Origin of the sequence: Hymenobacter gelipurpurascens (genome assembly GCF_900187375.1) — a bacterium.
GTDB classification, from domain to species: domain Bacteria; phylum Bacteroidota; class Bacteroidia; order Cytophagales; family Hymenobacteraceae; genus Hymenobacter; species Hymenobacter gelipurpurascens.
The window spans coordinates 1,767,942-1,785,524 of sequence record NZ_FYEW01000001.1; the positions used below are offsets into that span (position 1 = coordinate 1,767,942).

Sequence of the window (17,583 nt, forward strand, 5' to 3'; positions counted from 1 at the left end):
CACCATTTCACAACTCCACAAATTCACAGATAGATGGGACGCGCATTTGAATTCCGCAAAGGCCGCAAAATGAAGCGCTGGGACCGGATGTCCAAAGACTTTACCCGCATCGGCCGGGAAATCGTGATGGCCGTGAAGGAATCGGGCTCCAACCCCGATACCAACTCTCGCCTGCGCACGGCCATGCAGAACGCCAAAGGCGTGAACATGCCCAAAGACCGCGTAGAAGCCGCCATCAAGCGTGCCAGCTCCCGCGAAGAGAAAGACTACCAGGAAGTGGTATATGAGGGCTACGCGCCCCACGGTGTGGCCGTAGTTATTGAAACTGCTACTGATAACCCCACCCGCACCGTTGCCAACGTGCGCATGTACTTCAACCGCGGCAACGGCGCCCTAGGCACCGCGGGCTCCTCTGACTATACCTTCACCCGTAAGGGCGTGTTCAAGCTAGCCGCCGAAGGCCTCGACCTAGATGAGCTGGAACTGGAGCTGATTGACGCCGGCGCCGAAGACGTGTACGCCGATGAGGAAGAGGACGAGCACGGCAGCGTGAAGCACTACATTGTGGTAGAAACCGCCTTCACAGACTTCGGCCAGATGCAGAAAGCACTGGAAGAAAAAGCCCTGAACGTAGTATCGGCCCAACTCCAGCGCGTGCCCAACACCACCGTGCACCTAGAAGGCGACGAGCTGGAAGAAGTAATGAACCTCATCGAGAAGTTTGAGGACGACGACGACGTGCAGGCCGTGTACCACACGCTTGGCTAGGCCTATGCCATTTTGCATGACTCCGATTAAAATAAGAATGCTCCATATGGAGCATTCTTATTTTAATCGGAGGTTACATTTTATTAACACTTCTTTAAGAATAATCATGAAGTCAGTTTTACTTACTCTAGCATTCATGCTTGTGTATACATGTTCACATGCGCAAGCAACTCCAGAAGAAATAACTACTAAGTTTTTTTCTTTATATAAATCAGGCGACTCCAATAAGTCCGTAGACTATTTATTTACTAATAGTGATTTTTCAAAAGATATAGCAGATGGAATTGATGATTTGAAACGCCAACTGAAAAAGCAAATTGATGCTGATGGAAAGTTTTTAGGTGCAGATTTATTATCGAAGAGAGTAGCAGGCCCCAATTATGTTATATATTCTTATTTGGTAAGGCATCAGAGAGAACCTCTAACATTCAATTTTATATTTTATAAAGCATCGGACAAATGGCAATTACAGAATTTTAAATATCATAACAAGACTGACGAAGAGTTAGAAGAAGCCGTTAAAGTATACCACTCTAAAGCGAACAACGATTAAACATTTCGCATGCTATTCTCCTATAAAACCCTCTTCTTACTCGAAGCCGACACGTTTTCACTAGTGGAAATTAAACGGCTGAATATACAGAGTGATAACCCAGGCGAAGTGTATTTCTGGTTCCGATTCGACAAAGTAACCAGTGGCCTAGAACTATTGGAATTCGTTTCCATGAACAAGGACGGCGACGAGCAACAGCGGGAGTTCCTGCAGGGGAAGCTGCAGTTCAACCAAAGCAGTGGCACCTATTCTACTGCTGAAGACAGCTCCCTTCTACAGCTCAAAACAGCTGCCTCATTACCACTCGAGCTGGATGATGCCATTCAACGACATTTCATTGGAGCATAGTTACACAGAGGTTTATAGCACTACTTACATACTACTACTGTTCCCCACCTACTTCCGGCGTATCTTTGCGGCCCGTTGGCACCTTCAGTGTCGGCGGGCCGTTGTCTTACCTCGCTTAGCATTATCACCTCATGGCCACTCGTCTCAATAAATACATCAGTGAAAGTGGCGTCTGCTCCCGCCGGGAAGCCGACCGCCACATCGAGCAGGGCAACGTGTTCGTGAATGGCAAGCGCGCCGGCATCGGCGACCAGGTTACGACCAAAGACCGCGTGGTAGTAAATGGCAACCTCATCGAGCCCCGCGCCGAGGAAGATGCCGTATACATTGCCTACAATAAGCCGCCGGGCATCATCACCACCACCGATACGGGCATTAAGGACAACATCATCCGGGCCATCAAGCACTCGGTGCGCATCTTCCCCATCGGCCGCCTCGACCGCGATTCACAGGGCCTGATTCTGCTGACCAGCAACGGCGACATTGTCAATAAAATCCTGCGGGCCGGCAACAACCACGAGAAGGAATACATCGTGATGGTTGATAGGCCTATCAACGAGCAGTTCATAGAGGCCATGTCGAATGGCGTGCCGCTGGGTGGCGTGATGACGCAGCCCTGCAAGGTGACCAAGGAAACGCCCTATATCTTCCGCATTATTCTGGTGCAGGGCCTCAACCGCCAGATTCGCCGCATGTGCGAATACTTCGGCTACGACGTGGTGCAGCTGGAGCGCATCCGGGTGATGAATATCAACGTGAAAGGCCTGGGCGTAGGCGAATGGCGCGAGCTGAAGGAGAAGGAGCTGAAAGTGCTGTTCGAGATGATCAAGGACTCGGCTGGCACTGATGATGGCTCTGGGTCGCGCCGCCGCAAGCGCCCTTCCACCGCCGAGTTCTGGACCGAGCGCCCCACGCGCAAATCGTCGGCGCCGCTGGTAGGGGCTGCTCCCGGCCAAGCCAAGCCCGCCGGCTCCTGGGTTGAAAGGCCCGCCAGCAAGCGCGCTGTCGGTCGCCCGGCCGCCAAACGTACGGCTGCCCCCGCTCCCGACGCAACGGAGTGGCCTACGGGCCCCGGCCGTCCGCCCGGCCCGGCCACCGGCATCCGCCCCGATGGCACCGGATTCGGCAAATCGAGCCGCCCGGCTGGCGCCCGTGCTACGGGAGCTGGCACCCGCCCTCGCGGCGCTGCTGCCGGCAAAGGTCCGAAGGCTCCCGCTGGCCCACCAAAAGGCAAAACCAGCAGCCGTGGCACGCGTGGCGCCAGTCGGCCAGGCAAGCGCTCGTAGGCCACTCCCCTCTTAAGAAGCGGGCCGTTCCAGCTGGAGCGGCCCGCTTTTTTGTTGTTTCGGAAGCTATTGAAAAGTCTGATTTTCGCCAATTAGATCTTGCCGTTGCCTGTAATCACAAGTTGCCTACAAAATTCAGATTGATCTTCTGGCAACTAATCAGGCATATTTTATAAGATTCACTGATTGACAGCCAGGAGAAAAAGCTTGTTCTTTCATGGGCGTTAAAAAGTCTAACATTTCCAAATTAGGATTTTCACTTACCACGAAAACACGGCATCCTTGTATCAACCAAACCGGGACACACTTTCCTAGGCCAGTAGCTTCTGGCTCTGGGGCAGCAGAGAGGTACTCTGAGAAGCGTAGTGCATCCCCCGCGTTTGTAGCGCATCATGCAGAAAACGTCCAATGCCTTCATCGCTGCTTCTTGGTTTGCCTTACTTATTGGCATGGCAGCCTTCATTGTGGGCCTCTGGAACGCCACCATGCTCCTCAATGAGAAAGGCTACTATTTTGCCGTGCTGCTGTACGGGCTGTTCAGCGCGGTATCCTTGCAAAAGACTGTGCGCGACCAACTGGAAGGCGTGCCGGTAACGGGCATCTATTACGGTCTGTGCTGGTTCGCGACGCTTTCGGCAGTGTTGCTGCTGGCCATAGGCCTCTGGAATGCCTCCCTGACTTTAAGTGAGAAGGGCTTTTACGCTATGTCGTTTATGCTAGGCCTGTTCGGAGCTATTGCCGTGCAGAAAAACACCCGCGACAACCGTGGCGCCGAGCCTACTACTACGCCGGATGTAACCAACTCGAGTTCGAGCTTGAGTTAGCGCAGGATGGGGCAACTCGTATCTTGCCGCTGATGAACAGGACTGAGAAAGAAAAGATGCTGGCCGGCGAGCTGTACCAAGCCAATGAACCACAGCTGGTAGCCGAGCGCCTGAAGGCGAAAGAACTCTGCCATCGTTACAACCAGGAGCCTGTACACCTGAATAAGCAGGTATTGGCAGAGCTGCTTGGCTACGATACGGATGCCCACCTGGAGGCCCCCCTACGCTGCGACTATGGCTACAATATTCGGCTGGGTCGCAACGTGTACGCCAACTACAACCTCACGATTCTGGACTGCGCACTTGTCACCATCGGCGACAATGTGTTCATGGCGCCCAACGTGCTGCTCACTACAGCCGGCCACCCCGTAGAGGTGGCGCCGCGCATTGCGGGTTGGGAGTTTGCCAGGCCTATTACCATCGGGGACAACGTGTGGCTGGGCGCGGGTGTGCTCGTGATGCCCGGCGTGACGATTGGCGAAAACACCACCATTGGAGCGGGCAGCGTGGTAACGCGCGACATACCAGCCAACTCCGTGGCAGTAGGCAATCCGTGCCGGGTAATTCGGCAGCTGGAGGCCTAGCGAAAACCTACTTCCCGTGTATCTTGCGGCCCGCTGCGTAGCTTTGGCTCCGGCGGGCTGCTTCATTTCAGCCTCCAACCATCCAGAAACCGAAATACGACTTCCTTCCCACCCCATGATTCGCACTGACTGGACCCTCGACGAAGTAAAAGCTATTTATAACCTGCCCGTACTGGAGCTGGTAACCAAGGCCGCCGCCATACATGCCGAAACCCAGGCCACCGGCGAGGTACAGGTGTGCACCCTGCTGAGCGTGAAAACCGGCGGCTGCCCCGAGGACTGCGCCTATTGCCCCCAGGCCGCCCGCTACCATACCGGCGTGCAGGCCCACAAGCTTCTCCCCGATGCCGAAGTATTGGCCTCCGCGCAGCGCGCCAAAGACTCGGGCAGCACCCGCTTCTGCATGGGCGCCGCCTGGCGCGAAATCCGCGACAACCGCGACTTCGACCGCGTGTTGGGCATGGTAGAGCAGGTAAACGGCCTCGGGCTGGAAGTCTGCTGCACCTTGGGCATGCTGAACGAATATCAGGCCGAGCGCCTCAAGCAGGCCGGCCTCTACGCCTACAATCACAACCTCGACACCAGCGCCGAGCACTACTCCGAAATCATCACGACACGCACCTACGACGACCGCCTCAACACCCTGGAGCACGTGCGCAAAGCGGGCATCTCGGTATGCTCCGGCGGCATCATCGGCCTGGGCGAAACGGATGAGGACCGCATTGCCATGCTGCACACGCTGGCCACGCTGCCCGCCCACCCCGAGTCGGTGCCGGTGAATGCGCTGGTGCCCGTGGCCGGCACACCCCTCGCTGATCAGCCCCGCGTGAGCGTGTGGGAAATGCTGCGCATGATTGGCACTGCCCGAATCCTGATGCCGCACACCATGGTGCGCCTCTCGGCCGGCCGTCAGGAAATGCCCGTAACGGAGCAGGCCCTGTGCTTCCTGGCCGGTGCAAACTCCATCTTCTCCGGTGAGAAGCTGCTGACTACGCCAAATCCCGATTTCGACGCCGACAAGCAGATGTTTGCCCTGCTGGGCCTCACGCCCCGCAAGTCGTTCAAAGATGTGCCCGAAGGCGCTATGGTGCTGGGCAAAGAGGCTCCGGTAGTGGCCTAGCATAGTTTCGTCAGATACCTGTACTGTCATCCTGCGTCGCCGCAGGATGACAGTTTCTTTCTAGGCCGTAAGCAAGGCTGTATGAACAAGGTGCTTTACCTCCCGCTGCTGCTCGTTTCTCCCGTTGTCTGTGCGCAGAGCACGTCGGGTCCCATGCCTGCCCTTCGCCCGCTCGATTCGGTGTATGCGGTTCATGGGGTGGCATTCGGGACGCTGGAAGGTGCCGCGGCCAACTTACGGCCCCAGTTTTCCGGCACCGGCAAACGATGGAAAACAACCCGGGTATATACCCTAACCCCCCAGGCAGATACCGTAACGCTGGCACAACAGCCAGTGCATCCTGAGTTTTGGTTTCGGGGCAGACAGTTGGTAGGTACCACCTACCAATTAAAAGGGGAGCAAAAAACCCGTTCCGTCCTACAAGCCCTGACGCAACGCTATGGCACGCCCCGCACAGGTAACGTGCCGGGAGCCTTTTATTGGCTGGGTGAGCGCACGTACATTCTCTACGAAGATGCCTTGCCTGATGTAACCCTACACGTTGCCAGCTTGGGCATGCTCAATGAGCAGGTGATAGAAACCTCGGTCCGGCAGGAAGCCCGGAATTTCTTGGGTTGGCAGCCCGATTCGCTTGGTTTTCCCCGGCAATTCCCGCTGCCTTCCGTTAAGCCCAAAAAGTAGTGCTTTCTCCCCTCCACCAGCGCCTCGTTCAGCACCTGGCTCAGCGTGAAACGGACGGCACCCGCCGCCGCCTCACGCTGCCCACGGGTGGCCTAACCGATTTCAGCTCCAACGATTACCTGGGCCTGAGCCAGCACCCAATGGTGCAGGCTGCCCTGCAACAAGCAACTGCCGAAGCAGCTGGCAGCACTGGCTCCCGTTTGCTCACCGGCAACTCAGCGCCGGCCGAGGCGCTGGAAGCTCACCTAGCTGCTTTCCACCGAGCCGAAGCAGCCTTGCTGTTCAACTCGGGCTACGCCGCCAATCTGGGCTTCTTCAGTGCCGTGCCGCGCCGTGGCGATACCATCCTCTACGACGAGGCCTCGCACGCTTCCGTGAAAGACGGCATCCGGAGTTCCTTTGCCACGGCCTGGAGCTTCCAACACAACGATTTGCAGGACCTGGAGCGAAAGCTGGCACGGGCGACGGGCGCCGTGTTTGTAGCTGTGGAAGCCCTCTACTCCATGGATGGCGACATGGCCCCGCTTCAGGAATTGGCAGCGTTTTGTCAGGCACGCGGGTTATATCTGGTGGTTGATGAGGCGCACACCAACGGCATTTATGGCCTTAAGGGCGAAGGTCTGGTATCGGAACTAGGCCTAGAAGATGCTGTTTTTGCGCGTATTTTGACTTTCGGCAAAGCCCTCGGTAGCCAGGGAGCCGCCATTGCCGGCGCGGCCGTTCTGCGCGACTACCTGCTGAACTTCAGCCGGCCGTTTATTTACACCACGGCCCTGCCGCCGCTCACTGTAACTGGCCTAGCGGCGGCCTATGAGCTGCTGCCAACCCTCACCCAGGAGCGAGAACAGCTCTTTGCTCTTTCTAATTATCTGAAGGCCCGGCTGAATGCGGTACCTGGCCTACGGGTGCCGCTGGAAAGCCACGTCATTCATCCGGTATTCTTCACCGACAACCCCGGCCCCGCCCAGGTGCGCCAGGTAGCTGCCGCTGCCCAGGCGGCCGGCTTCGATGTGCGCGCCATCGTGTCGCCGACGGTGCCAGTGGGCACGGAGCGCCTGCGGCTGATTGTGCACAGCTACAATACCCGGGAGCAGATTGATGGGCTGGCCGAAGTACTGAGCCATCAAGTGTAGAAGATGGGCTGAAATCCTGATTCAGCTATTCATTTAACAATTCCCTCAACGTGGAACGACTTTTCATCACCGGTATCGGCACCGACGTAGGCAAAACGCTGGTTTCGGCCATTCTTACCGAAGCCTTGCAGGCCGATTACTGGAAGCCAGTGCAGGCTGGCCTAGAGCCCACTACCGACGCCGGCACCATACGCAGCCTGGTGCAGAATCCGGTGAGCCAGTTCTTCCCCGAGCGCTACCGCCTACTGATGCCGGCCTCACCCCACGCGGCGGCTACCGCGGAAGGCCTCACTATTCAGCTCCAAGATTTCAGGCTCCCTGACACGCAGAACCACTTGCTGGTAGAAGGCGCGGGTGGCCTACTGGTGCCACTGGCACCGGGCCTGCTAATAGCCGACCTGATTAAGCACCTGGGGTTAGAAGTGGTGGTGGTTTCGCGCAATTACCTGGGCAGCATCAACCACACCTTGCTCACGCTGGAAGCCTTACAGGCCCGGGGTATCCGCGTGCGTGGCCTCGTATTCAATGGGGAGCCAAACGCCGCAACCGAAGACTTCATCAGCCAGCATACGGGCGTGCCCCTCATGCCGCGCGTGCTGCCCGAAACTGAGGTAACGCCCGCCGTGGTGAGCCGCTATGCCGCCGAGTTCCGGTCATGGTTTCTATCTACTCAGGGATAGGCGGCCCCTTACTATATTACCCTAATATAGAGCAGCAACCAGGATTATAGGCGGTTTATCTGGCCACTTTATCTGCTAATGAAATTAATTTTTACCCTCTTTTTCGTGCTGCTTTCTACGGCCAGTTTTGCCCAGCATCCGGCGGCGCATTGGTACCTGGGCGGCAACAGCGACCTGGACTTTACGACTACGCCCGCTACGTTGCGGCTCAAGAGTACGGGGACCACCAACCAGGCAACCACGTTCAGCGACTCCACTGGCCGGGTAGCCTTCTACGTTAACGAAGCCGGGATTTTTAGCCGGAATGGGCAACAGATGCCGAACGGTACCCTGGCTCTCCGAGACTTCAGCAACCCCACGCTCTACCTGATTCTCAAGCCGGGCAGCACGACACTGTGCTACGTTTTCTATACTGGATTTATAAATTATGCCAACAACACCTTTGGCGGATTGTACTATGCCCTAGTGGATATGGCGGCTAACGGTGGAGCAGGCGCAGTGCTGCAAAGAGACCAGTTGATAGAGCCCAATCTGCATGGGTCCTTTACTATTTCCGGCCAGTGTGCCAATGGAGATTACTGGCTCGTGGGTGGATACGGTACTTCAATCCCCGGCAGTGAGAAGATTGTTGCGCACCGTATTACGGCGTCAGGGGTTGCCCCTCAGGTAGCAGAATCGGTTCCTGTTCCGGCACAATGGTCCTATGGCTATAAACTTTCTCCTACTTCTAATTGGCTGGTTTATAACTATCAAAACCCGAACAATCCGGCACCGCTTGGATCTGTTCTCTGTCGCTTCGATGTCAATACCGGCCAGGTTACTCGCGTCGCCACCTTATCTACTAATTTCAAAAGTTACGCCGGCACTACCAGTAACTGGCGTCCTGAGTTTTCTGCCAGTGGCAATAAGCTCTATCTAATGAAAGCTGACACACTGATTCAGTTTGACGTCAGTACCCCGTCGGCCACTACCATTCTGGGTTCTCGGCGTCTGATTTACGGCAGCAACGGCCCCACATTCAATTTTCAGCAGCTAGGCCCCGATGGCAGGATTTACAGCAGCAATGACGCTAACACAGCGCTAAGCGTAATTCAGTCGCCGGAGCTGTCAGGCCAGGTTTGCGACCTACGGCTGAACATATACCCGGGGCCAGGCTGGTCGCCCTTCCTGCCAAGCATTGCTTCTCACCTGCTCTACCGCTCGCCACTGCAGCCTGATGCCGGCCCCGACCGTACGGTGTGCGTGGGGGAGGCAACCAGTCTTGGTGGAACACCTGTGTCAGCCGCTTACACCTGGTCGCCAAATACATATCTGCACAGCGCTACCACCGCCAAGCCTACATTTCGCTACACCGGCCCGCCGGTCACGGCCCCTACCGACCTGTGGTATACCGTGGCCGTGAACGACGGCAATTGCACCCTCCGCGACCGGGTGAAAGTGACTGTGCAGCCTACACCTGCCGCTCCCCTCATCAGCGGTAGCCGTTCTGTGTGCCCCGGAATTCAGGGCGTAGAGTACGAGGTAGCCGCTCAGGCGGGCCTTACGTACCGCTGGCAGATCATTGGCGGCACGCTGGTTAGTGGCCAGGGCACCGCCAAAGTTACCGTAAACTGGGGCCCACGCATTCCGCAGGCTACGGTGCAGGTTGTAGCTTATAACAGCAGTAGCTGCACCAACATCGCTACCCTGCCAGTGCGCATCAATCCGGCTCTTCAGACCGAAACGCCCACCGGAGAAACGCCCGTATGCCTGAATCAGCAGGATGGAGTGGCCTACACAGTTACCAAAACCACAGGATCTGTTTACACCTGGGGCATCCGGGGAGGCAGGGTAATGACAGGGAAAGGCAGCAGCCGAATAACGGTGAACTGGACTGGCCTAGGCCAGCACCGCCTGTGGGTGCAAGAGCAAGCCGTGGCAGATACCATTTGCTACGGAGTATCCGATACGTTACGCGTCAATGTATTCCAGGACCCTACCACGCTAAGCCTGAGCGCTGTCAGCATTGGCCTTGGTTCCGATAATGAGGCGACCATAAGCTGGGCACTGAGTCAGCCACTGACTAATAACCAGCGCATTACGGTACTACGGCGGGCGGCGGGTTCCAGCGCCTGGCAGGATGCCGCCCAAGTACCCACCGCATTGGGGTCGTACACCGACAAAGGCGTGGCGGCCGACGATTACAGCTATGAGTACCTGCTGCGCACCCGCAACAACTGCGACGAGCCGCTGGAAACTATCTTGCACCGCACTATCCGGCTCACCGGCGTGGCGCGCCCCGGCGACGATAAGCTGGACCTGATCTGGAACGCCTACACGGGCTGGCCTCCTGCTGACACGCGCTATGAGCTGTGGCGTAAGGTGGATAAGGAAGATGCCTACACCCTGCTGCGCCCACTCAGCAACTCCAGCTTTTCTGTTTCAGATCTGGATGCATTAGCTGGCTTCGAGCACCACTATAAAATCAGAGCCAACAATACGAAGAATGCGCTGGTGGTGTGGTCGAATGAGGTAGAGCTGAGTTTTGAGCACGCATTAATCATTGCCAATATCTTCACTCCCAACGGTGATAAGCGCAACGATACGTTCCGCATACCGAAGCTTGAGTTATACCCCGAAAACGAACTGACTGTCTTCAATCGGTACGGCAAACAGGTGTTTCAACAGAAAAACTATACCGGCAGCTGGTCGGGGGCTGATTTAGGGAACGGCGTCTACTATTACCAGCTGTTTCTGAAGCGGTTGAACACCTACCACAAGGGTTGGGTACAGATAGCCAAGTAAGCCCGGAGAGGCCTAGGGAAGTGCGAGTGAAGGGGTACTAGGCCACTTGCCGATGCTTCGTGCGTTACCTTTGCGGCCCTAGCCTGTTTACCACCCATGCCTACCCTCGCTCAGCGGGACCACGCCGTACTGTGGCATCCCTATACCCAAATGCAGACCGCCCCGCTGCCCGTGCCCATTGTGCGCGGCGAAGGTAGCTGGCTCATTGCCGAAGATGGCACCCGCTACCTCGACGGCATTTCCTCGTGGTGGGTGAACCTGCACGGCCACGCTAACGCCCACATTGCCAAGCGCGTGAGCGAGCAGCTGCACACGCTGGAACACGTACTGTTCGCCGGCTTTACCCACCCGGCGGCGGTGGAGCTGGCCGAGCAGCTGCTGGAAATCCTGCCCCAGAATCAAGCCCGCGTTTTCTACTCCGATAACGGCTCAACGGCCGTGGAAGTGGCCCTGAAAATGGTGCTGCAGTACTTCCACAACCTCGACCAGCCGGAACGCCGCACGTTTATCTGCTTCCGCAACTCCTATCATGGCGACACCTTCGGGGCCATGGCCGTGAGCAGCCGCGGAGCCTTCACCCAGCCTTTCTGGCCGCTGCTGTTTCAGGTGGAGTTTATTGATGTGCCGGTGCCCGGCCGCGAAGCAGAGGTACTTGAGCAGCTGGATGCGCTGGTTAGTCGGCCTGATGTGGCTGGGTTCATTTTTGAGCCGCTGATGCTGGGCACGGCGGGCATGGTCACGTACTCTGCGGAGGTGCTAGATGAACTGATCCGGCGCTGCCACCAGCACGGGGTACTCTGCATTGCCGATGAGGTGATGACCGGCTTCGGCCGGCTAGGCCACCTCTTTGCCACTGACTACCTCACGGAGCAGCCCGACATCATGTGCTTCTCCAAGGGCCTGACGGGCGGCACCATGGCTATGGGCCTGACCACCTGCGCGGCGCCCATTTACGAGGCTTTCCTGAGCAGTGAGCTGATGAAGGCCCTGTTCCATGGCCACTCCTACACCGCAAACCCCGTAGCCTGCGCCGCCGCCCTGGCTAGCCTGGAGCTCACCCGCGCCCCCGAGTGCTCCGCCCAGCGCGCCCGTATTGCGGCGGCTCATACTGCTTTCCGCCAGGAAATAGCGGGCCAGCCGGGCATCCGGGAGGTGCGCCACTTGGGTACGGTGCTGGCCGTAGAGTACGACCCCGGCGAGGATACCAGCTACTTCAGCCGCCTCCGCGACGGATTCTACCAGCTTTCCCTGGAGCACCATGTGGTACTGCGCCCCCTCGGCAACGTGGTGTACCTGCTGCCGCCCTACTGCACTACCAACGAGGAGTTGGATCTGCTCTACACCGTGCTGCGCCGCATGCGTGAGCTGGTCCTGAACTTCGCGCCTGCCCCTTCCCTGCCTGAATACCTGCATGACTAATTCATTTTCTCCCGATGAGCTCATCGTCATTCGGGGGCGCGGGCGGGTATCGGCCCTAGGCCAGTCGCTGGATACGTTTGGCACAAGTTCCCCGTTCACCACTCGCCAGACAGGCCTGCACAGCTTGCCCATAGCGGCCTTGCCCCCCGAAGCGGAAGCGGCCCTGCAGGAGCTCCGCCGCAGCCAAACCGCCTACCGCCAGCTCGACCGCACGGTGCTCCTAGGCCTGCTGGCATCTCGCCAAGCTACTTCCGCTGCCGGCTGGGACAACGCTCGGCCAGTTTCCCCGGACCCACGCGAGGCAGAAATCAGCGTCAGCATGGGAAGCAGCCGGGGTGCTACGGGCCGGTTGGAGGAGTTTCACGCGGAGTTTCTGCGCGAAGGCTCCGTACCAGTGGCCGCCTCCCCCCTCACCACGCTGGGCAATGTGGCCAGCTGGGTGGCCTACGATGCTGGTAGCACCGGCGGCGCCAACCTGAGCCACTCCAGCACCTGCAGCAGCGCGTTTCAGGCCCTCGGCAATGCTATGGCGTGGCTGCGCGCGGGCATGACCACACGGTTTTTAGCCGGTGGCACCGAGGCTCCCCTCACCGATTTCACGTTGGCCCAGATGCAGGCCATTGGCATCTACTCGCCGTTTGCCGCCCAGGATTTTCCCTGTCGGCCCGGAGCCGGCAAGCCCTCCACGTTTGTACTGGGGGAAGGTGCGGCGGTGTTTGCGCTGGAGAAAGTATTTGCCGCAAGCCTGGCTGAGCAGCCCCGCAACCAAGTGGCGGTGCTGGAAGGAGTGGGCTTCGGGTTTGAGGCCATCGGCAGTAAAACTGGCCTTTCCGTTGATGGCAAGCACTTTCAGCAGGCCATGCGCCAGGCCCTAGGCCAGTCGGGCTGTGCACTGCATGAGGTAGATGCCGTAGTACTGCACAGCCCCGGCACCCCAGCCGGCGACGCGGCGGAGCGGGCCGCCCTGCGCGCCGTATTCGGGGAAGCGCTGCCGCTGCTGCTGTCCAACAAGTGGCTGATAGGCCATACGCTGGGTGCTTCCGCGGCGTTGAGCCTCGACTTCGCGCTACACGTACTGGAAACGCAGCAGTGGCCTAGGCCGCCTTTTCCTACCGATTTATCGGTTCCATCTGGGGCTAGGCCACTCCGCCGCATCCTGGTGAACGCGGCCGGGTTTGGCGGTAATGCGGCCAGCGTAATTGTCTCGCTCCGGTAGTGCTTATTGCCAATATGTGCAGTTGCCGTGCATGTATTTGGCAAATTATTGAAAGAAATACCGTAAAACGGTGCGTATTTACAGCTTCATCGGCTTCTTCCCTGTAGTATCCGCAACGGTTAGTGCCTGTCTGCGTCTGTACACCGTTTCCACTTTTCTCGTTCCTGCATGCGTCGTCTTACTCCGCTCCTATTTACGCTAGGCCTGTCGGCTTCAGCTTTTGCCCAAAACCAACCGAGCACCACCCCCGATCCTATCATCTCCAAGATGGTGCAGGAGGTTTCGGAAAAGAATTTGCGCACTGATATTGACAAGCTTGTGAGCTTCGGCACGCGCCACACGCTCTCCGACACCAAAAGCAAGAAGCGCGGCATTGGGGCCGCCCGTAATTGGGTGGAAGATGAGTTCAAAAAGTACAGCAAAGCCAACGGGGGGCGCCTGAAAGTAGAGCAGGACACTTTCACGATTAAGCCCGATGGCCGCCGTATCAATAAGCCCGTGGTTATGGCCAACGTAATGGCCACGCTGCCCGGCACCGACCCCACCGATAAGCGCGTGTTCATCGTGAGCGGCCACATCGACTCCCGCGTGTCGGATGTGATGAACGCCACCGCCGACGCGCCCGGCGCCAACGACGACGGTTCCGGTACAGTAGCCGTGATGGAGCTGGCCCGCGTGATGTCGCAGCAGCAGTACCCCGCTACCATCATTTTTGTGGCGGTGCAGGGCGAAGAGCAGGGCCTCTACGGCTCCACACACTTGGCCAAGCGAGCCAAAAAGGAAGGCTGGAACCTGGTGGCGATGCTCAACAACGACATCATGGGTAACTCGACTGGCCACGACCCGGAAATCAAGAATACCACGCAGCTGCGCGTGTTCAGCGAGGGCGTGCCCGCCACCGAGACGCCTGATGAAGCTAAAGTGCGCCGCACGCTTTCCTCCGAAAACGACTCGCCGAGCCGGCAGCTGGCCCGCTACACCCGTATGGTTACCAAGCAGCACGTGCCCGGCCACGAGGTAGTGCTGGAGTATCGCCCCGACCGTTTCCTGCGCGGCGGCGACCATACACCCTTCAATCAGCAGGGCTTCACGGCGGTGCGCTTTTCTGAGATGAATGAGGACTTCCGCCACCAGCACCAGGATTTGCGCACCGAAAATGGCACTGAATACGGCGACTACGCCAAGTTCATGGACTTCGCCTACCTGCGCAAAAACACCGGCGTAAACTTGGCTACGCTGGCTAGCCTCGCCCTGGCTCCCGCCGCCCCCGAGAATGTGGGCGTGCTCACGGCCGAGCTCACCAACCGCACCCAGCTGAAGTGGGAAGCGCCCAAAGCCGGCGAAAAACCCGCCGGCTACTACGTGCTGATGCGCGAAACCAGCGCCCCGGAGTGGCAGCAGAAGTTCTACGTAACCGACACCAAAGCCGACCTACCCCACAGCAAGGATAACTTCATTTTCGGGGTGGTATCTGTAGACGCCGAGGGCCATGAGAGCCTGCCGGTGCTGCCGAAGCCGGTGCGCTAGGCCACCTTTATTATCAGATTCTAACCATATTGAGCCGCCAGCACGCGTTATGTATAACGCGTGCTGGCGGCTCAATATGGTTAAGTAGGGCCGGTTATGAGCCTCTCCTCTTTCCTGTTACAAGCACTTTACTATGTCCCGTTTAGGCCTTGCTGCTCTTTGTTTTTTGCTGGTGCTTCGTATTGCGCCGGCACTAGGGCAATGCGAGTCCTCGCCGTGGGTGGGTGGGTGGCCTAGTGCAAAAACAGAGACAATCCAACCCCGTCAGACATTGCTGATTGACGCTGGTTTTAGCCCTTTAGCTTTGGAGATACAGAAGATTGGTCATGCCACCGAAGTTTCTCTTTGGTCGGCTCACGATTCAGTACTTCTCGTAGTGAAAGACAGAATTGTACATCCGAATAATACCATAATGCTGTTGCTTCAACCAAGCCGCTCTCTCTTACTAGATAGCGTTTACGAGCTCAGAGCACGCAATGATGACGAAAACCTGTATTGGATTTTCCAAAATGGAAAGATGCCTAAAGCACCCAAAACCACCAATTACCGATGGCGAGTAGCGGCTGTTCCAGATACCCAGGCGCCAATCTGGCATACTACTCCAGCAGTAGTAAAAAAGGTATTTTCGGATAATAGTGAAGGAACAGAAAACTACGTTCTTTTTTCCTGCCCTTTGAGCGACACTTCCCCATACTTCATTAAAGCTACGGTGCATCATTTACGCAGCGGGCTCAAAAGCACCACATACATGTCCCCCTGGGAAGGTCAGTTAGCGTTGGGTTGGTTTACCTGCTCCGGAGACTTCAGATTTTCCTACCAAGAAGATTGCACTGTACTTTTTGAGGCAATTGACGCAGCAGGCAATCGATCTACGGCCAGCGGGCAGCCAATACCTTTCCAGGCACCAGTTATAGGTCCTACGCCTTGGCACTAGGCCATTACTCTATGCAACTAGATCCGGAGGCCAAGCCTAGGTATCGTGCCAGATACAGTACCTTCGGATTCCCTTAACCTCAGATCAATGCCCTCATTCCGCCAGAAACTGATGAAGTTCCTTTACCCGCTTATCATGCGGCTGTCCAAATCCAGCAGCAAGGGGAAGGTGCTGAAGAACGAGAATCAGGCCGCCGCGCCCGTACCGTTCTATGACCTTGCCAGCCAGCTAAATTCGGGTAAGCAACTGAAGTTTGAGGAATTGCGCGGCAAGAAAGTGCTGCTGGTGAATACGGCCTCCAACTGCGGCTTCACCAACCAGTACGAGGAACTGCAACAGCTTTCGGAGCAGTTTGCCGATCAGTTGGTGGTGCTGGGCTTTCCGGCCAATGATTTCGCGGAGCAGGAAAAGGACGACGACAAAACCATCGAGCAGTTCTGCCAGGTCAACTTTGGCGTATCGTTTCCGCTGATGAAAAAGAGCGTAGTGGTGAAACAGGGCGAGCAAAACCCGGTGTATAAGTGGCTCAGCAATGCCCGCCAGAATGGCTGGAATGAGCAGGCGCCCGACTGGAATTTCTCGAAGTATCTCATCAGTGAGGATGGCCGCCTGACGCACTACTTTGGCCCCGCCGTTTCTCCGCTCAGCGAGACGGTTACCAGCACCATCAAAGCTCCTCAGGCTTAGCTCATAACGCGGTAAGCACGCCCCAAAAATATCTTTTGGCAAGCGAGTTGCAGAAGCCTGGCTTTTTGGTAGTATTGGTTGCGCATCTCCCCTACTTCCTATCCGCTGCTCTGCATGAAGACGCTTACGCTACTCCTCCTCTTCACCTGTCTGGCCGGGGCACCCCTGGCTTTCGCCCAGACGGTGGCCTACAAGCCACCCTCCGGCTACACGCTGCAGTCGCCCGACGATTACGACGAGTACAAGGCCGATATCATTAAGACGGTAAACTGGCTGGAGGTTACGCCCATCAACCAGCAGATAGAGAAGCGCCGCGAAGCCACCCGCTTTTTATTTCAGTGGATCAGCGGCGCCCCCGATGTATCGGTGCAGATGCAGAAATATGTGGCCGACCTCACGGCGCAGGAACCAGAGTTGCTGCTGCTCTTTATGGGCGGTTGGGCCCGCTACCAACTGCAGCATACGGAGGTGAAAGACCCGGTGGTATTGAATACCGAAGCGCTGAAAACTGTTCTTAAGGGCTATCAGGCGGGAGGCATCAAGCGCAACAAACAGCTCGATATGCTAGCGGGCCTGAACGCCAAAGGCACGCTCACGGACTGGGTCAGGAAGCAGCTGGCCAGCTAGGCCACTAGTGGCTAAATAGAAATTTTCTGATACGGCCCGCTGGAGTTTCTAACATAAACGCTTTACTTGCGGCCGCAAAACCACAGACTATGCCTGTGGCGCACTCACACCTCTCCTGGCAATGTCGGCTGTTATTACTTCATCTTGCACTTTCTTACCGCGGGCTGCTGCCCGTGTGGCAAGCGTGTGCGTGATGACTGGCAAGAAGTGTAAGCGCGTGGCTGGCCTGAACGCCGGCCTGCTGATGGTCAAGAAATCGAAGAAACGTAACCCGACCTGACCGTCGCACCTGTTCGTCGTACCCGAATAAGAATGCAAGCGCCGGTCCTACCAAGGGTCGGCGCTTTTTTCGCCCGTAACCGGCCGCAATCAACGGCCTCCCTTTTTCGCCTCTTACTCTCCAGTTTTTCAC

At 57.2% G+C, this 17,583-nt stretch carries 17 protein-coding genes; all 17 read left to right on the forward strand.

Annotated features, from left to right (window positions below):
- Window positions 1-33 precede the first annotated feature (33 nt).
- Window positions 34-768 carry a YebC/PmpR family DNA-binding transcriptional regulator gene (locus tag CFT68_RS07545; protein ID WP_088842767.1) on the forward strand — a complete coding sequence of 245 codons (735 nt, stop codon included), beginning with the start codon at window positions 34-36 and terminating at the stop codon, window positions 766-768.
- Between the two features lie 106 nt (window positions 769-874).
- Window positions 875-1,321 carry a hypothetical protein gene (locus CFT68_RS07550; RefSeq protein ID WP_170934730.1) on the forward strand — a complete coding sequence of 149 codons (447 nt, stop codon included), beginning with the start codon at window positions 875-877 and terminating at the stop codon, window positions 1,319-1,321.
- Window positions 1,322-1,330: 9 nt separating this feature from the next.
- Window positions 1,331-1,669 (forward strand): hypothetical protein, encoded by a 339-nt coding sequence (locus CFT68_RS07555; protein WP_088842769.1) that lies wholly within the window; start codon window positions 1,331-1,333, stop codon window positions 1,667-1,669.
- 131 nt (window positions 1,670-1,800) lie between these two features.
- On the forward strand, window positions 1,801-2,955 hold the full coding sequence (rluF, locus tag CFT68_RS07560; RefSeq protein WP_088842770.1) for a 23S rRNA pseudouridine(2604) synthase RluF: 1,155 nt from the start codon (window positions 1,801-1,803) through the stop codon (window positions 2,953-2,955).
- Window positions 2,956-3,347: 392 nt separating this feature from the next.
- Window positions 3,348-3,779, forward strand: a complete 432-nt coding sequence (gene yiaA / locus CFT68_RS07565; protein ID WP_088842771.1) for an inner membrane protein YiaA — start codon at window positions 3,348-3,350, stop codon at window positions 3,777-3,779.
- 32 nt (window positions 3,780-3,811) lie between these two features.
- Window positions 3,812-4,363 (forward strand): sugar O-acetyltransferase, encoded by a 552-nt coding sequence (locus tag CFT68_RS07570; RefSeq protein WP_088842772.1) that lies wholly within the window; start codon window positions 3,812-3,814, stop codon window positions 4,361-4,363.
- Between the two features lie 115 nt (window positions 4,364-4,478).
- Window positions 4,479-5,483, forward strand: coding sequence for a biotin synthase BioB (gene bioB / locus CFT68_RS07575; RefSeq protein WP_088842773.1), 1,005 nt, complete (start codon window positions 4,479-4,481; stop codon window positions 5,481-5,483).
- 81 nt (window positions 5,484-5,564) lie between these two features.
- Window positions 5,565-6,164: a hypothetical protein gene (locus tag CFT68_RS07580; protein ID WP_088842774.1), complete on the forward strand. Its 600-nt coding sequence runs from the start codon at window positions 5,565-5,567 to the stop codon at window positions 6,162-6,164.
- The gene (locus tag CFT68_RS07585; protein ID WP_088842775.1) at window positions 6,164-7,297 is read left to right on the forward strand and encodes an aminotransferase class I/II-fold pyridoxal phosphate-dependent enzyme; all 1,134 of its coding nucleotides are present in this window, start codon (window positions 6,164-6,166) and stop codon (window positions 7,295-7,297) included. Before CFT68_RS07580 ends, CFT68_RS07585 begins: the two co-directional genes overlap by 1 nt.
- Before the next feature lie 50 nt (window positions 7,298-7,347).
- Complete coding sequence (gene bioD, locus CFT68_RS07590; protein ID WP_088842776.1) at window positions 7,348-7,977, forward strand: dethiobiotin synthase; 630 nt, start codon at window positions 7,348-7,350, stop codon at window positions 7,975-7,977.
- A gap of 78 nt (window positions 7,978-8,055) precedes the next feature.
- Window positions 8,056-10,761, forward strand: a complete 2,706-nt coding sequence (locus CFT68_RS21930) for a gliding motility-associated C-terminal domain-containing protein (protein WP_212590371.1) — start codon at window positions 8,056-8,058, stop codon at window positions 10,759-10,761.
- A 96-nt stretch (window positions 10,762-10,857) separates the two neighbouring features.
- Window positions 10,858-12,180: an adenosylmethionine--8-amino-7-oxononanoate transaminase gene (gene bioA, locus CFT68_RS07600; protein WP_088842777.1), complete on the forward strand. Its 1,323-nt coding sequence runs from the start codon at window positions 10,858-10,860 to the stop codon at window positions 12,178-12,180.
- Window positions 12,173-13,396, forward strand: a complete 1,224-nt coding sequence (locus tag CFT68_RS07605) for a beta-ketoacyl synthase N-terminal-like domain-containing protein (protein WP_088842778.1) — start codon at window positions 12,173-12,175, stop codon at window positions 13,394-13,396. Before bioA ends, CFT68_RS07605 begins: the two co-directional genes overlap by 8 nt.
- 168 nt (window positions 13,397-13,564) lie before the next feature.
- Entirely contained in the window at window positions 13,565-14,923 is a 1,359-nt protein-coding gene (locus tag CFT68_RS07610) for a M20/M25/M40 family metallo-hydrolase (protein ID WP_088842779.1), read from the forward strand.
- 133 nt (window positions 14,924-15,056) lie between these two features.
- The gene (locus CFT68_RS21475; protein WP_141106487.1) at window positions 15,057-15,857 is read left to right on the forward strand and encodes a hypothetical protein; all 801 of its coding nucleotides are present in this window, start codon (window positions 15,057-15,059) and stop codon (window positions 15,855-15,857) included.
- 87 nt (window positions 15,858-15,944) lie between these two features.
- The gene (locus tag CFT68_RS07615; protein WP_088842780.1) at window positions 15,945-16,544 is read left to right on the forward strand and encodes a glutathione peroxidase; all 600 of its coding nucleotides are present in this window, start codon (window positions 15,945-15,947) and stop codon (window positions 16,542-16,544) included.
- Window positions 16,545-16,658: 114 nt separating this feature from the next.
- Complete coding sequence (locus CFT68_RS07620; protein WP_088842781.1) at window positions 16,659-17,171, forward strand: hypothetical protein; 513 nt, start codon at window positions 16,659-16,661, stop codon at window positions 17,169-17,171.
- Window positions 17,172-17,583 lie beyond the last annotated feature (412 nt).

What these genes read in the sequence shown, in the direction of transcription:
- CFT68_RS07545 (WP_088842767.1), top strand. Translation starts at nt 34, where the DNA reads ATGGGACGCGCATTTGAATTCCGCAAAGGCCGCAAAATGAAGCGCTGG.
- CFT68_RS07550 (WP_170934730.1), top strand. Translation starts at nt 875, where the DNA reads ATGAAGTCAGTTTTACTTACTCTAGCATTCATGCTTGTGTATACATGT.
- CFT68_RS07555 (WP_088842769.1), top strand. Translation starts at nt 1,331, where the DNA reads ATGCTATTCTCCTATAAAACCCTCTTCTTACTCGAAGCCGACACGTTT.
- rluF (WP_088842770.1), top strand. Translation starts at nt 1,801, where the DNA reads ATGGCCACTCGTCTCAATAAATACATCAGTGAAAGTGGCGTCTGCTCC.
- yiaA (WP_088842771.1), top strand. Translation starts at nt 3,348, where the DNA reads ATGCAGAAAACGTCCAATGCCTTCATCGCTGCTTCTTGGTTTGCCTTA.
- CFT68_RS07570 (WP_088842772.1), top strand. Translation starts at nt 3,812, where the DNA reads ATGAACAGGACTGAGAAAGAAAAGATGCTGGCCGGCGAGCTGTACCAA.
- bioB (WP_088842773.1), top strand. Translation starts at nt 4,479, where the DNA reads ATGATTCGCACTGACTGGACCCTCGACGAAGTAAAAGCTATTTATAAC.
- CFT68_RS07580 (WP_088842774.1), top strand. Translation starts at nt 5,565, where the DNA reads ATGAACAAGGTGCTTTACCTCCCGCTGCTGCTCGTTTCTCCCGTTGTC.
- CFT68_RS21930 (WP_212590371.1), top strand. Translation starts at nt 8,056, where the DNA reads ATGAAATTAATTTTTACCCTCTTTTTCGTGCTGCTTTCTACGGCCAGT.
- bioA (WP_088842777.1), top strand. Translation starts at nt 10,858, where the DNA reads ATGCCTACCCTCGCTCAGCGGGACCACGCCGTACTGTGGCATCCCTAT.
- CFT68_RS07605 (WP_088842778.1), top strand. Translation starts at nt 12,173, where the DNA reads ATGACTAATTCATTTTCTCCCGATGAGCTCATCGTCATTCGGGGGCGC.
- CFT68_RS07610 (WP_088842779.1), top strand. Translation starts at nt 13,565, where the DNA reads ATGCGTCGTCTTACTCCGCTCCTATTTACGCTAGGCCTGTCGGCTTCA.
- CFT68_RS21475 (WP_141106487.1), top strand. Translation starts at nt 15,057, where the DNA reads ATGTCCCGTTTAGGCCTTGCTGCTCTTTGTTTTTTGCTGGTGCTTCGT.
- CFT68_RS07615 (WP_088842780.1), top strand. Translation starts at nt 15,945, where the DNA reads ATGCCCTCATTCCGCCAGAAACTGATGAAGTTCCTTTACCCGCTTATC.
- CFT68_RS07620 (WP_088842781.1), top strand. Translation starts at nt 16,659, where the DNA reads ATGAAGACGCTTACGCTACTCCTCCTCTTCACCTGTCTGGCCGGGGCA.